10 protein-coding genes and 5 pseudogenes are annotated in these 14138 nt (G+C 40.1%); 6 read left to right on the forward strand and 9 right to left on the reverse strand.

Annotated features, from left to right (window positions below; translation table 11 throughout):
- Positions 1-824 precede the first annotated feature (824 nt).
- From VL20_RS07590 to VL20_RS32370, 5 genes and pseudogenes are all read left to right on the forward strand, one after another.
- Entirely contained in the window at positions 825-1787 is a 963-nt protein-coding gene (locus tag VL20_RS07590; protein ID WP_002765916.1) for a protochlorophyllide reductase, read from the forward strand.
- A gap of 499 nt (positions 1788-2286) precedes the next feature.
- Entirely contained in the window at positions 2287-2487 is a 201-nt protein-coding gene (locus tag VL20_RS07595; RefSeq protein ID WP_052276116.1) for a hypothetical protein, read from the forward strand.
- The gene (locus VL20_RS07600; protein ID WP_221634801.1) at positions 2474-2743 is read left to right on the forward strand and encodes a PIN domain-containing protein; all 270 of its coding nucleotides are present in this window, start codon (positions 2474-2476) and stop codon (positions 2741-2743) included. Before VL20_RS07595 ends, VL20_RS07600 begins: the two co-directional genes overlap by 14 nt.
- Before the next feature lie 266 nt (positions 2744-3009).
- Positions 3010-4231, forward strand: a pseudogene (locus tag VL20_RS07605) (ISNCY family transposase).
- Positions 4232-4556: 325 nt separating this feature from the next.
- Positions 4557-4748, forward strand: a pseudogene (locus tag VL20_RS32370) (PIN domain-containing protein); the annotation flags it as partial.
- A gap of 321 nt (positions 4749-5069) precedes the next feature.
- Here the strand turns inward: VL20_RS32370 and VL20_RS07615 are convergent.
- The 6 genes and pseudogenes from VL20_RS07615 to VL20_RS07635 all read right to left on the reverse strand — a co-directional run bounded on the left by VL20_RS07615 (position 5070) and on the right by VL20_RS07635 (position 9120).
- Positions 5070-5408 (reverse strand): hypothetical protein, encoded by a 339-nt coding sequence (locus tag VL20_RS07615; protein ID WP_284526038.1) that lies wholly within the window; start codon positions 5406-5408, stop codon positions 5070-5072.
- Between the two features lie 214 nt (positions 5409-5622).
- A pseudogene (locus tag VL20_RS07620) lies at positions 5623-7363 on the reverse strand (ABC transporter ATP-binding protein).
- A 188-nt stretch (positions 7364-7551) separates the two neighbouring features.
- A pseudogene (locus VL20_RS07625) lies at positions 7552-7822 on the reverse strand (aminotransferase class V-fold PLP-dependent enzyme); the annotation flags it as partial.
- A 116-nt stretch (positions 7823-7938) separates the two neighbouring features.
- On the reverse strand, positions 7939-8250 hold the full coding sequence (locus VL20_RS07630; RefSeq protein ID WP_052276118.1) for a Nif11-like leader peptide family natural product precursor: 312 nt from the start codon (positions 8248-8250) through the stop codon (positions 7939-7941).
- Between the two features lie 291 nt (positions 8251-8541).
- Positions 8542-8790, reverse strand: a pseudogene (locus VL20_RS32375) (IS30 family transposase); the annotation flags it as partial.
- An 18-nt stretch (positions 8791-8808) separates the two neighbouring features.
- On the reverse strand, positions 8809-9120 hold the full coding sequence (locus VL20_RS07635) for a type II toxin-antitoxin system TacA family antitoxin (RefSeq protein WP_052276119.1): 312 nt from the start codon (positions 9118-9120) through the stop codon (positions 8809-8811).
- Between the two features lie 341 nt (positions 9121-9461).
- Here VL20_RS07635 and VL20_RS07640 point away from each other — a divergent pair, with 341 nt between their 5' ends.
- Positions 9462-11537 carry an NACHT domain-containing protein gene (locus VL20_RS07640; protein ID WP_052276120.1) on the forward strand — a complete coding sequence of 692 codons (2076 nt, stop codon included), beginning with the start codon at positions 9462-9464 and terminating at the stop codon, positions 11535-11537.
- A gap of 328 nt (positions 11538-11865) precedes the next feature.
- Here the strand turns inward: VL20_RS07640 and VL20_RS07645 are convergent, their stop codons facing one another.
- The 3 genes from VL20_RS07645 to VL20_RS07655 form a co-directional block, all read right to left on the reverse strand.
- On the reverse strand, positions 11866-12132 hold the full coding sequence (locus tag VL20_RS07645) for a type II toxin-antitoxin system RelE family toxin (RefSeq protein ID WP_002759714.1): 267 nt from the start codon (positions 12130-12132) through the stop codon (positions 11866-11868).
- 1 nt (position 12133) lies between these two features.
- Positions 12134-12415 (reverse strand): hypothetical protein, encoded by a 282-nt coding sequence (locus tag VL20_RS07650; RefSeq protein WP_002787278.1) that lies wholly within the window; start codon positions 12413-12415, stop codon positions 12134-12136.
- A 446-nt stretch (positions 12416-12861) separates the two neighbouring features.
- Entirely contained in the window at positions 12862-14106 is a 1245-nt protein-coding gene (locus VL20_RS07655) for a M23 family metallopeptidase (protein WP_052276121.1), read from the reverse strand.
- Positions 14107-14138: the final 32 nt, after the last annotated feature.

Raw genomic sequence — 14138 nt, forward strand, 5'->3', positions numbered from 1 at the left:
GTCTATTTCCTGTAAAGATTTTACCTACTCACAGGGGGAAACTATAGGACTTACGCACTGTACAAATTCACCATGATGTGTATGAACGAAAATCCGTCGTTCCAGACTTTTGGCGATTAACTTCTGATCGATAGCGATCGCTCAAAAGTCATCAAAAAATCACGTTAAAATGCCCGAAACCTATACCTCATATTTGGTCGATCCTGTCAATGCGTAAGTCCTAAAACTAGAACTATTGAGTAGAACCCCATATCTTTAATTGTCAAGGTGCAGATAGCGTAGTGGTTAGACTACATGGGTTTTTAAAGCGGTTGATTACCCTATCCGCTCTACTTACATGGTAGCTATTTGGCCTGAGTAGGTCAAGACCCTTACAAGAAGAAGTTATTCGAGATTTTGTCAGGAGACTGGACGCTTATTTTGGCTCTTCGGTAATTGTTATGCAATGGACGGGGGTTATAAGGGATGGAACCCTTATATAGAGAGGCATTTAGCGATTTTTGTCAATTGTTTTTGCTCTAGAGCGAACTAATCAATTAAGTCTCTTGCCAAATAAGGATTTAGTCGATTTATGCCCCCTATCGAACCATCCCAAGTAACGAAGAACCCTTATTTTTAATCGTGCTTCGTGTCACTGAGCCTTTACATTGAGCCTTTACATCGAAGCCCCTCGAAATGTGTCGAAGTGCTGTTTTATATTGGCGCTTGGTTTCATCCCGTCGCTTTTAGGGACGGGATGAAACCCCGACATTTGAGATAAAATTTATAATTGGAATCCCTTGGATATTCCCTAGACCAGAGCGATTAACGAAAACTATCAAAAAATGGTACAAGATCAAAAACCCACGGTAATCATTACTGGGACAACTTCTGGAGTCGGTCTCTACGCCGCTAAATCCCTTGCTCAAAGAGGTTGGTTTGTGGTTATGGCCTGTCGGGATATCCCGAAAATGGAACAGGCGGCCAAGGAATTAAACATTCCCCGGGATAACTACTGTATTGAATTTATCGACCTCGGTTCCCTCGATAGCGTCCGGCGCTTCGTTAAAAATTTCCGGGCCTTGGGCAGACCTCTAACCGCTTTAGTCTGCAATGCCGCTATCTATCTACCTTTGCTCAAAGAACCCTTAAGAAGTCCCGACGGTTATGAATTGAGCATGGCCACCAATCATTTAGGTCATTTCCTCTTGTCGAATTTGCTCTTGGAAGACCTAAAAAATTCCCCCTCTCCCGACCGGCGTTTAGTCATTCTCGGTACTGTCACCCATAATCCCGATGAATTAGGCGGTAAAATTCCTCCTCGTCCCGATTTGGGCGATTTGGAGGGGTTTGCCAAGGGTTTCAAAGAGCCGATTACTATGGCCGACGGCAAAAAATTTGAATCGGTCAAAGCCTACAAAGATAGTAAGGTGTGTAATGTTCTCACCATGCGGGAACTGCACAAACGCTATCACGAATCCACCGGAATCACTTTTACTTCCCTCTATCCGGGTTGTGTGGCCGATACACCCCTTTTCCGCAATCATTACCCCTTTTTCCAGCAGTTTTTCCCCTGGTTCCAGAAAAATATCACCGGTGGCTATGTTTCCCAAGAATTAGCCGGGGAAAGAGTCGCCCTGGTGGTGGCTGACCCCGAATACCGTCAATCCGGCGCTTACTGGAGTTGGGGCAACCGTCAGAAAAAAGAGGGTAAATCTTTTGTACAAAGGGTTTCTCCTCAAGCTCGCGACGAGGAAAGAGGCGAAAAAATGTGGGAATACAGCGCTAAATTAGTCGGATTAGCCTAATTTCTGATTTTGAGACTAAAAAGGGACACAAGGTAACTTGTGTCCTTGTGGAAACGGGGAGCGCTGGGACAGGGAAAAACAGTCCATAACTGGGTTTTTAAAGCTTGATTGGCAGTTAATGATACTATTAAAAACCGATTTGTTATTATTCCGATTTGACTGCAAGCTTTTAATGGGGGGGCGGCTTATTTGTTTCAATCTGCACAAGAGCCACCGCAGTCTGTCCCCGAAGGCGATAACGTGGTTGGTTTACTTCTCCTTGCAGGGGGATTTAGCTTAAAACGGGTGATTTCTCGGTTATTGAATCAGTAAACTTTGATGAGGATGAATTGGGGACGTAAGCGATGGGGTTTATGTCTCTTTGTTATAATTCAAAGGCTAGGCTATAATAACTCTTCATAAACACCGATAATTTTAGTCAAAGATGTAAAAAAGGAAGAGTATTATTGTGAGAGCGTGTAATTAGTATAATTAAAGTAAAAATCATCCCAAGGTAGCCATGATTAAAAACATTAATGTAACTGGACTTAAACCTGAACAAATTCAGCAGATACAGGTACTTATTGCCGCATTTAAAGCTCAAAATCAACTCAATCAAAGTGAACCTGAAATTGATCTGATTGAATATCTGTTGGAAAATCCTATAGAGGTTGATAATTTAGAATTGATGAAACGAGAAGAAATTTATGACAGAACTTAAAAATCATAGTTGTTTTGTTGATTCTAATATTTGGCTTTATGCTTTTTCCACTGATAAAAAAGAAGAAAGTAAAAGAATATTGGCAAAACAATTAATTAAAGAAAAGTCCATAATTATCAGTACCCAAATAATTAATGAGGTTTCTTGTAATTTACTTAAAAAGCATAAGCTTGATGAAAAACAATTGTTTAAATTAATTGTTTCCTTTTATAGAAAATATCAAGTTATCTCCAGCAATTCTCATTTTAAAAAGTAACAAGTGATACAGACAGAAACAAAGCTTTAAGCAAGCTACAAAATGCGCTCCCGCGAGTGCGACTGCATCGCAGAGAAGTGAGTATATAGAGTATTTATACTCAAAATATTTGAAAGATGGGAGAAATCTAGAACAAAAGTTCTCTACATCAGAAAGAGAACCAAATAAAAATTGATGATTGTTGTCTGTTGAGGTAAAATTATTAAGTTGGAAATATTAATTAATCAAACTGTTCTGCGATGACGAAAAAGGCTGTGACTTGAGAAATTCCTGAATTAAGACAATTTTTAGTTCAAGAATTACATGACTTACCCGATGACAGAAAACCAGGAAACAATACCAAATATCAGGTAGAAGATGCAGTTAAGGCGGCTTTTTCGGTTTTTTTTACTCAGTCACCTTCTTTTTTAGAGCATCAACGTTTGATGAAAAGTAGTAAGGGAAAAGATAATGCTTCAAGTTTATTTGCTATCAAAAAAATACCTGGTGATAATCAAATCAGAAACCTGTTAGCTCCTATCCCAGCTGCCACAATATTTGGCTCTTTTCAACAAGTCTATCAATGGTTAAAAAAACCGGGAGTTATTAAAAAATTTTTCTACTTAGATGAGGAAATTTTAATAGCTTTAGATGGTACGGAATATTTTTCTTCAAAGAAAATTAGTTGTCCCCATTGTAATTGCCGCAATCCTCGTAATGGAACGACAACTTATTTTCATGGTTGCGTCACGCCAATTGTGGTTTCTCCTGAGCAAAAACAAGTGATTAATTTAGAACCAGAATTTCTTAAAAAACAAGATGGGCAGCAAAAACAAGATTGTGAAAATGCGGCTGTTAAAAGATGGTTAGATAAGAATCATCAAAAGAAGTATGGTTATCCTGTAACCCTGTTAGGAGATGACTTATACTCTCGCCAACCTATCTGTGATTTAGCTCTAAAACAAGGTTATAATTTTATTTTTGTTTGTCTTGAAACTTCTCATAAAACCTTATATGAATGGCGAGAATTTTTAGAAAAAAGTGGAGAAGTTAAAACCGGAGAAAAGAAACAATGGGATGGACGAAAGAATCTCATTTATCGTTATCGTTATGTTTCTAGAGTTCCTCTGAGAGAGGTCGAGTCAAGTCTCGAAGTTAATTGGTGTGAAGTCACGGTCATTAATGAAAAAACACAGAAAATTATCTATCAAAATAATTGGATTACCAATCATCAAATTACTGAAAATAATGTTGAAAAAATTGTCAAAGCTGGACGCAGCAGATGGAAAGTTGAGAATGAAGGAAATAACGTTCTTAAAAATCACGGTTATAATTTAGAACATAATTTTGGTCATGGTCAAAGTCATTTATGCGAGTTCTTGTTGTCTTTAAATTTACTAGCTTTTTTATTTCATACCGTTTGAGATTTAGTTAATCATACTTATCAAAAGATTCGTGAGTTATTAGTTACTCGCACCAGTTTTTTTAATGATATTCGTACTTTATTAAAATATTTTTGGTTGAAGAATTGGTCAGAGTTTTTCTTGTTTATTCTTACCGAATATGTCCCGCTCAAAAAAATAAATTCTCGTTAAAAATGTCAATTTTTCGAGAGAAGGAAAGATTATTTTATTCATTGAAAAAACCACAAATTAGGTCAGAATTTCAGCTAAATTTATGAGTTGAGATAAGTTTTTTATGGGCAGATATTTTAAAACTGTCTCTTGAAGCTAATTATGATGATTATCTTGAAAAAAAATGATAATTAGACAGAAGTTCTCTTGTTCACATAGAGAACTTTATCTTCTTTTGTTTTCAAAATGAGAATTGCTGAGTTATCTCATTTAATCTTGATATTTTTAAATCTGCATCTAATCTGAGAACTCAATATCATCTATCATTTTGGGATAGTTTAGTGATTGCTTGCGCTTTATTTTCTGATGCAAATATTTTGTATTCAGAAGATATGCAAGATGGTTTAATTGTTGATAAAAAATTAACTATTATTAATCCCTTTAAGCAATAAAATTATTTTACTGGTTAATGATGCTGTCTTCAGCATTTCTCAAACCAGTCCTAACGGTACAGTTGTCGGGACAATTAACGCCACTGATGCCGATAATAACCCCTTAACCCTACAATATCACCGCGGGTAATCCTAACCTCGATGGCGACGGTATCTCCGCCTTTACCATCAATAATAGCGGCCAAATTGCCATGGCTGACTCCGATGACAAGGCTGTAGTCATCTCCCTACATCGACTAAATCCTTATCTGGCAAGAGATTTAATTGATTAGTTCGCTCTAGATCGAAAACAGTTGACAAAAATCGCAGCAATGTCTGTCTCTATAAGGAATGAAACCCTTGTAGAGACAGACATTGCATAACAAAAACCGAAGAACCGTTATCGTCTTTGTTAACTACCAAAATTTGCCCTTCCACCACATCGCTAACCGGAGAAACCATTGTCAGTGTCACCGGTTCTTTTTTGCTGATCGAGTCATCATCAATTTCAGAAGTATAAACATAGAGTTTTACTCCTTGGGCGGTTTTGCCAGTTGCCGTACAGATGATACCATCTCCTAGACTAGGCATTTGGGCAAATGTCGGCTGAATTAAGACGCTGGGGATACCGATCAGGGTAACGGTGGCTAAAAGAGCGGTTTTAGTCAGATTTTTAAGCATGAATTTCTCGGTACAAGTGGACTTCTATTAGGTTTTTAGCACATTACCTGTGCCACGAGAAATCAAGATAACACAAAAATTGGCTAGAAATTTTTATAAAGTGTTGAGTGAGATTCTTGGCTTTTACTGCCATTAAATCGACAAAATAGCCAGAAAATTCTTCTTAAATTCTCCTACTAACTGGCAATAACTAGCAGATTCGCTATTTGATCGGCTAATGTAAAACCTTAGACTCTAACTGCTGCTGTTGCCAGAGATTTTGATAGACTCCGGGGACTGTGATTAACTCCTCGTGGGTTCCTATCTGAACAATTTCTCCGCGATCCATGACAAAAATGCGATCGGCAGTGGCAGCGGCCGATAATTGATGGGAGATAAAAATCACGGTTTTTTGGCTTTCTTGGGCGAGATTTTCCAAAATAGCCGTGGCTGTTTGATTATCGACGCTAGATAGGGCATCATCGAGGATTAAAATCGGTGCTTGGATGGCTAAAGCGCGCGCTAAAGAGGCCCGTTGACGTTGACCACCGGAAAGAGTAATCCCACGTTCTCCCACTAAAGTGCCGTATTTTTGCGGGAAATTCTCGATTTCTTCCTCAATTCTCGCTTGTTTGGCCGCCGATGCCACTGCTGGAAAATTCAGCAGCGGATTGCCATAACGGATATTATCTTCAATGGTGGTACTAAATAAAAAACTTTCTTGGGGAACATAAGCGATCGCTTTTCGCAGCTCTTCAAGGGCAATTTGAGTGACATCTTGATCATCAATAAACAACTGTCCCTCGGCAATATTCAAAAGACGGGGAATAGCGTTAGCAAGGGTAGATTTTCCCGACCTGATCGCACCGACGACCGCTACCGTTTCCCCCGGATTAATGGTAAAAGAAAGAGATTTTAAGGCTGGTTCCTTAGCATCAGGATAGAAAAAAGTCAAGGCTTTGGCGGTAATTTTTCCTTGAATATTTTTTAAGTGAATACAATCAGCATTGTCTTTAATTTTAGCCTCAGCTAATAGGATAGTTTCTAGGCGATCAATACTCACTTCTCCCTGTTGGTAGGCAGTAATAGTGAAACCTAATAAAGCAGTGGGAAAAACTAATCTTTCGGCCAAAATTAACAGAGCAATAAAGTCTCCAATGGTGATATTACCCGCTATAATTTGTCTAGTACCGAGAGCAAGCAACGCCAATAAACTCACATAGGCTAAAGCTTCAATCAGGGGAAAAAGAAAATTACGAGTCTGGACTAAATCTAAATTAGCCTGTAATAATTCGCGATTTCTTTGTTTAAATGCTAGGCGCTCGTTAGCTTCTTGGGCATAGATTTTAATCAGAGTAATACCACTCATATCCTCTTGAATTAAATCGCTCAGATGCGAGAGTTTTTCCTGTACTTTTTGCTGTTGCTGCTGCAGACGACCACTAAATAACTGCACAGCAATTAACATCAAAGGATAGACAGAAATAGCGGCGATTGAAAGGGGAATATGAATCGCTAACATCACGGGCAAAGTTAACCCATAGGCAAAAAAAGTATTAGCCAAACTGAGCAAAGCAAAACCCACCAGACGACGCACATTATCCACATCGCTAGTGGCACGGTTGATTAAATCTCCTGAAGTTTGCCGAGAAAAATAGGCAGGTTCAAGGGTTAATAAATGCTGAAAGATTTTTTGTTTAATATCGAACTCTACCTGACGACCGATCCCGAATAATAATACTCTAGAACTCATGCGGATAAACCACATAATCGAGGCTAAAGCGACAATTAAAATTAGATAATAAATGATTTTTGAAAGTCAAAGGATTTACTCAAATCATCGATGCTATCCCGGATTAAAAGCGGTATATAAACACCCAAAAGATTAACAATAAGCAGCGCAACTACCCCCCAGTTACTATTTGCCAATGGGGACGTAGATAATTTGCTAGTTTTTTAATGCGAGAATAAGCCATATTCAGTAATCAGTAATCAGTAATCAGTTATCAGTAATCAGTTATCAGTAATCAGTAATCAGTTATCAGTTATCAGTTATCAGTAATCAGTAATCAGTTATCAGTTATCAGTTAGAACAGGAAAAAGGGGGAATAGCCACCCAAGAATTTTTATTTTTTCTCCTTGTCCTGATTTAGCCTAGGTTTAAGATTAGAACCAGCCTTGGGCGGTTTACCGGGAGGCTTATCAATTTTAGCTTGATAGCCGTGCCGCCAGAAGTTAAGATAATCTGGGTCTGGATTGGCATTAATTAACCCTGCCACCTCTTCTCTGGCCATTTCGATGACTGTCGCCGTATCCTGTCCCCAAGTGTGTAAACTGGAGGGATTGCCCCAATGATGTTGGAGAATAGTGGCAACCCGCTCGATTACTTGGGGATGAGTGGGGGTAGTGGCACTATAGTCAAGATAAATTTGCATTATTTTACAATCTGAGAAATGAGAGTCAAGAAAGGCAGCTATTCTCAGTTTAGCCGTTTAAGAGATTAGAAAACGGGTTTCTTTAAGAAACCCGTTTTCTAAGAAACCCGCTTTCTTTAAGAATTGAGTTTTCGGCAGATTTCACGAGCTAAGAAAGGCAATCGATAACAAACGTCCGGGTCGCTTTCGAACGCATATTGTTTAGTTAAAAGCATCACATTTCTGAGAGATATATCAGGAAGTCTTCTACTTTCTTCGGAGTAGTATTCTGCCAGATCTTCAGAGGTAAAGCTGAAGCCTCTCTCAGAAGCCAGTATGACAGTAAGATCCATTAAACTTTGGACATCTGTTGTTAGTTCTAGACTACCTTGAATTTCTAGATCACTCTTAGCAATTTCATTAAACTGTCTGACGGCTTCGATAGACATAAGTTCTCCTGTGATGTATTAAGATTGAGACCAAGAACAGCCGATGCAAGTCTGAATTGCATCACTATCTGATCTAGCTTGATAGAATACCTCATTGGGTGTCTGATAGTCAAGACATTTTCGAGGACGATTGTTAATTAAGTTTACGGCTCTTTCCACCTTTCCACCGGGAGCATCTCATTTATACAAGTGAGTAATTATACTTGTCCCTAAAACTGGTTTCTGGCAAGGCTTTTAAAATAGCTTGACATAAAACCTGATTTAGGGGTTACAAAGGTGAGATGCTCCCCTTTCCACCTCCTCTGGCTTAACGATTTTAAAATTTGTCCTCTTGGGGAAAAATTGTCTTAACAGTCCATTGGTATGCTCGTTTAATCCCCTCTCCCACGAATGATAAGGAGTAGCAAAATAAAAATCTGCTCCTAGTTTCTCACTCAACTCTTGATGTCCACAAAATTCTTTAACCTTGTCACAAGTAAAGGTTTTTCTTTTGTCAGGTTGAATCTCTTGGAAAAGTTTTTCTGTGACTCTATTGATTTCTTAACACAAATCTAGCAACTATTTATTCATCATTTGCTTATACCATTGAGCGTCTGCTTGAGCTTGCTCGGAGGGAGCGGGGGGATTTAACAGGGCCTCGACAAAAACGAATTGATCGCGTTCGGTTAATTCTACCAATTGGCTATCTTTGATCGTTTGCATAGCTGCCTCAGCCAAAACTGACACCATAAATTCAGTCAAGTTCTGTCCCCGTAAAAAGGCAGCCATCTCCATCAGTTGCTTTTGCTCTGCTGTTATGGAAGCCTCTAACCGCGCATTGTTGCCGATTTTAGTCCCTTGGGGTAAATCTTTATCTGGTTTCGTTCTCATGGCTTAGAAATTATCTAATTTAAGCACATTATATTCTTAGAAAACGGGTTTCTGAGTTGATAAGAAAGCGGGTGGCTCTTCTAGGTTCTGTGTGATAAGTTTAACTTACATAGGATCGATCTTTGTGTCCTCTGTGTCTGGAGTGGTTCCCTCCACTCCCTCGCCAGCAGGACTGTATCTCAGAATACATTTTACCCACCAAATCCAAAAGAGCCAGCGGGTTTCTGGGTTGTTGAGAAACCCGGTTTCTGGTTTGTTGATGAGAAACCCGCTTTCTGGGTTGATGAGAAACCCGCTTTCTGGCTTATACTAAGCGTCAGAGGGTTTACAGGGGTTAAGTTATGACAGGAATTGAAACAACCATTGTAACGGCATTGACTAATAATTTTATTGGCCAAACGATTAAATCGGGGTGGGAGGGTATTAATAAAAATGAGTTATTGAATAAAGATGTCGGGCAGCTTATCAAAGAAGGAAAGTATCTTTTTTTGCGGGAATATACTCAACGTTACTGGGATCGGCACGGCATGATTAAGGTTTTAAAAATGTCTAAGCCGATGGATTTGGAGTCAATTTATGTTAATGTCAAATGTTTAGGAAATTTAGTCAGGGATTATTATGATGAAAATTTAGAAAATAAATACCGTGAGAGTAAGCAGCGACGGTTTAACTTTAGGGATGATGGTAAAAAAGATGGTTTACTTTTGGCTAATCAAGAACAATATTTAATGGTACTTGGTGATCCTGGTATTGGTAAATCTACATTTTTGCGAAAAGTTGGGCTAGAAGCTCTCAAAGGAAAGCAAGGCAGTTATCAGCATCCTCTAACACCGGTTTTACTGGAGTTGAAAAACTTTAAAGAAAACGAGATTAATATTCAGGCATTAATTGAAGAGGAGTTTAAAATCTGTGGTTTTCCCAACGTGGAAAAAAATATTAGCAATAAACTAGAAAAAGGGGAATTACTAATTTTATTAGATGGTTTAGATGAAGTGCCAACAGCTAATGTTTATAATGTAATCGAGAAAATTCAAGATTTTGTAGATAGGCATCATAAAAATCGTTTTATTCTTTCCTGTCGTACTGCTGCTAGAACTCATCTTCAACGATTTACCGATATTGAAATTGTCGAATTTGATGATCAGCAAATTCAAAGTTTTATTGAACATTGGTTTAGTTCGGAATTAGATCGGAAAAATGAGACGGCTAAAAATTGTTGGGAACTGTTGCAAAAGGAGGAGTATAAAAGTGCAAAAGAGTTAGCCCATACACCGTTATTGTTGACTTTTTTGTGTTTGGTTTATGATGAAAATCAATCTTTTCCCACAAATCGCAGTCGCCTTTATCAAGATGCGTTAAGAATTTTATTGGAAAAATGGTCAGCCGAAAAACGTTTACCTAATCGCGGTTTAGTTTATGAAAATCTCAGTATTGAGCAAGAAGAAATTTTGCTATCTGAAATTGCTTATCAGAATTTTGTAGCAGATAAACTTTTTTTAGAAAAACGAGAAGTTGTTAAGCAAATTAAAGATCACCTTAAACAAAACTTAAATGCTCCGCAACATTTAGACGGCGAAAAAGTATTAAAAACCATTGAAATTGAACAGGGAATTTTAGTAGAGCGGGCGAGAGATGTCTATTCTTTTTCTCATTTAACCCTTCAGGAATACCTCACGGCTCAGTATATTTATGATAATGATTTGATTGAAGAAGCAGTTAAGAATTATGTAACAGAAACTCGTTGGCAAGAGGTCTTTTTGTTAGTGGCAGGGTTGATGCGAGGGAAAGCCGATAAATTGTTATTAGCAATGGAGAAAGAAGCCCATAATTATCTTACAACGCCCCTCGGTCAAAAATTAGTGCCGATTTTGCAATGGGCAGATGAGATGACTAAAGATTCTGTTGATAGTCCGATTAAACCTGTAGGAAGAAGAGCGATCGCCAATTATCTCGTCATCGCCAACGTCTTCGCCTACGGCATCGCCATCGCCTACGTCCCCGAGATCATCCACGTCATCGCCATCAACATCGCCACCGTCATCACCGAGATCCTCTTTACCCCCGACCTCATTGATGAGTTTGTCCTGTTAGTTAACTTATTGGCTCAGGATCGAATTGTTTCTAAGGTTAATTTTTACCAATTAAGCGCTGATTTAGAAGCTTTCAAACAAATTATTCCTGATGATAAAGCAACTAAAAAAGAACGTCGAGAATTTGCTGATCAATTCTTGAAAATGTGGAATACTGCTTTTAATTTAACGCCTGAATTACTGAATTTATCCATCCAAGAAATTCGCAAAATAGACAAGCATTATTTTTATATTAATCTCCTGGTTCTCTGCTGCCAAAAAGTGGCTGTTAATATTTCCCCTACCGTCTGGCAAGAAATCGAAGAACGAATGCTCCGCGTTCCTTAACTTCTACTTTTTTTCTCAAATTTTGCCTTTCCAATTGGATGAGATTAGCGAATATTAACACTATGAGGATTGGGAGCTTCAAAAACCTTGCATTACCATTTTTATAGAACATAGGGTTTGCTGAAAAAGTACGGGCGAAGCATTCGGATAGAAAATCTACGGTTTCACCGATAAGTTATTGTCCGAATGCTTCGCCCCTACAGGACGCGGAACCATGAAGACGCAAGGTTTTGAAGCACGATTCTCTCAGAATCTTGCACCTGTTTCGGGAGAAAAGCCACAAAACCTCTACCTTGCCTACATTTCACATTTATTCAGCAAACCCTATTTATTGGCGGTAAGCTTGACTGCGATGTTCAATCAGCAAGACGATAACTTGAGACTGACTATCATCAACTGTATAGATAACCCGATAGTCTCCAACGCGGAAGCGATACTTCCCAGCAAATTCTCCCTTTAATGCTTTAATTTGAGGGTGATTTTTCGGTGTTTCTTGAAGGAGTTTTAAACACTTAGCAATCTTCTTTTTTAAGATTGGATCCGCTTCAGAATAAACTTTATTTGCTTTAGCTGTCAAACGGACTTTATAAGTCATCTCAGCTTTCCCAATCAATGAGGCAACCTGATTGTAAATCCATTTCAGCTTCTTTCAAATGTTCCATAATATTCGGGATTGCTCTAATTTCTTGCGTTGCCTTTTCACTTTCTTTATCTGACAAATAAGCGGCAAATTCTAGAATCATCTTTAAATTTTCTACTGATAGGGTTTGTATATATTGTTGAATCTTTTGCTGCATTAAATCGACCTGTACTAATGTTTCAGAATCTAAAAAATCTTCTGGAGTCGAGGGATTTACTTCAACGTCAGTTAGAGTCATATTTAATCAAGTGCTTCTCTGAAGTTTATTATTTGTATCTTAGCGTGTATCCCGTCTCCCGACGACCGACGACCGACTCCTGACGAACGACTCCTGACCCCACAGTTAACTTTATTTTTGTCCAACTACTTAGGGTTGGCTGAAAAAGTACGGGCGAAGCATTCGGGCAATAACCTATCGGTGAAACCGTAGATTTTCTATCCGAATGCTTCGCCCCTACAGGACGCGAGCGCCGCTCAAGATGCCAGGTTTTGAAGCAAGATTCTCTCAAAATCTTGCACCTGTTTCGCTCGTAAAGCCACAAAACCCTTACCTTGCCTACATTTCACATTTATTCAGCAAGCCCTACTTAAGACTGCGAATGTATGAAAACGCATCAATTGGGCAAAAGCTCAACGATGCGTTTTTAAGCTCCAAAAACCGCTATATTTGTAACCCAAAACAAATTAATTCTGATTAGCGTCAGTGGCTGCGGCCATTTGCATTCTCTGCACCAGATTATCGAGGGCTAATTCTAGATGTAAACCGGCATCTACGGCGGTCCAACCCTGTTCGGTTAGGTGTCGCCATTCAAAGTGTAGGTGAGGACCGGTAGAAAGTCCCGTACTACCCACACGACCGATAACCGCGCCCTGTTCCACCCATTCTCCCGGTTTGACGGTAATTTCCGAAAGGTGGGCATAACGAGATTCTTGACTACCATCGAGGTGACGTAAAATCACCGTTAATCCGTAACCTCCCAACCAGTCGGCGGTGGCCACTTCCCCTGCGTAGGCGGCTAATACAGGTGTTCCCATCGGTGCGCCTAAATCAGTACCCGCGTGCATGGCCCGATTCCCGGTGACTGGATGATTTCGCCACCCGAAAACCGAGGTAATTTGGGCAGGAAGAGCGAGGGGAAAGAGTAAATCGGTGCGTTGAGTTTGGTTAGAATCCGTGGGACTTAAACGGGTGGCCCGCTCATAGGTGGTTGCTTCGCTGATGGCCGCCACTTCTGCGCGAGTCACGGGGGCTAAAGCTAATTTTACGCCATTCCATTCCGGGGGATTGAGGGCTACCACCTGACTGGGAATCACCGTCGGGGCGGCCAGACGTACCGGGGCGCTAGAGGCCACGAGGGTGGGGGCATAACGACGCAGGGAATTATTAGCGATAACCGGCTGATTTCGGGGCTGCCGTCCTACTCGCACGGCCGGATTAGGATTGAGACGCACCCGGGCCAGATTAACCGGGGGTAAGGGTTTGGCCACAGTGCTGACCGGCTGACGACGGGGGGACCGGGCCGCCAGATTACAGCTACCTCCTACCAGTTGACCATTTTGGGCGATGGTTTGGCAACCACTGCGGCGCTCGGTGACGACAACGGAACTGGGGGGGTTAAAGTTTCTGGTATCGATAAAATTATTTTTACCGCCGGCCCGGGGGGCAAGGGTAGGCATATCGGTTTGATGGTTTTCGGGGATAGCCAGACGGGGGGCGGGATTAGTATTTTCTTTGATAACGGGGGCTTTTAGAGTCGGGGCGGCATTTTCCACTACCGGGGTTTCGCTGCCAGCTGCGGAATTAGCGATCGCATTGGGAGCAAGAGTGAGCAGACCGCCAATCACCAAACCGAGACCACTGCATAAACTCAACTTCTTTTTTAAGGATTTTCCGAGAAAAAGTTTCAATATCACCGATGAAGGATACATAGGGCGGCCTCACTTCTCACAGTTTAGTCAAA

Source organism: Microcystis panniformis FACHB-1757 (assembly GCF_001264245.1).
GTDB lineage: Bacteria > Cyanobacteriota > Cyanobacteriia > Cyanobacteriales > Microcystaceae > Microcystis > Microcystis panniformis.

Coding starts and splice junctions, on each gene's coding strand:
- VL20_RS07590 (WP_002765916.1), top strand. CDS start 825: ATGGTACAAGATCAAAAACCCACGGTAATCATTACTGGGACAACTTCT.
- VL20_RS07595 (WP_052276116.1), top strand. CDS start 2,287: ATGATTAAAAACATTAATGTAACTGGACTTAAACCTGAACAAATTCAG.
- VL20_RS07600 (WP_221634801.1), top strand. CDS start 2,474: ATGACAGAACTTAAAAATCATAGTTGTTTTGTTGATTCTAATATTTGG.
- VL20_RS07615 (WP_284526038.1), bottom strand. CDS start 5,408: ATGCTTAAAAATCTGACTAAAACCGCTCTTTTAGCCACCGTTACCCTG.
- VL20_RS07630 (WP_052276118.1), bottom strand. CDS start 8,250: ATGTCTATCGAAGCCGTCAGACAGTTTAATGAAATTGCTAAGAGTGAT.
- VL20_RS07635 (WP_052276119.1), bottom strand. CDS start 9,120: ATGAGAACGAAACCAGATAAAGATTTACCCCAAGGGACTAAAATCGGC.
- VL20_RS07640 (WP_052276120.1), top strand. CDS start 9,462: ATGACAGGAATTGAAACAACCATTGTAACGGCATTGACTAATAATTTT.
- VL20_RS07645 (WP_002759714.1), bottom strand. CDS start 12,132: ATGACTTATAAAGTCCGTTTGACAGCTAAAGCAAATAAAGTTTATTCT.
- VL20_RS07650 (WP_002787278.1), bottom strand. CDS start 12,415: ATGACTCTAACTGACGTTGAAGTAAATCCCTCGACTCCAGAAGATTTT.
- VL20_RS07655 (WP_052276121.1), bottom strand. CDS start 14,106: ATGTATCCTTCATCGGTGATATTGAAACTTTTTCTCGGAAAATCCTTA.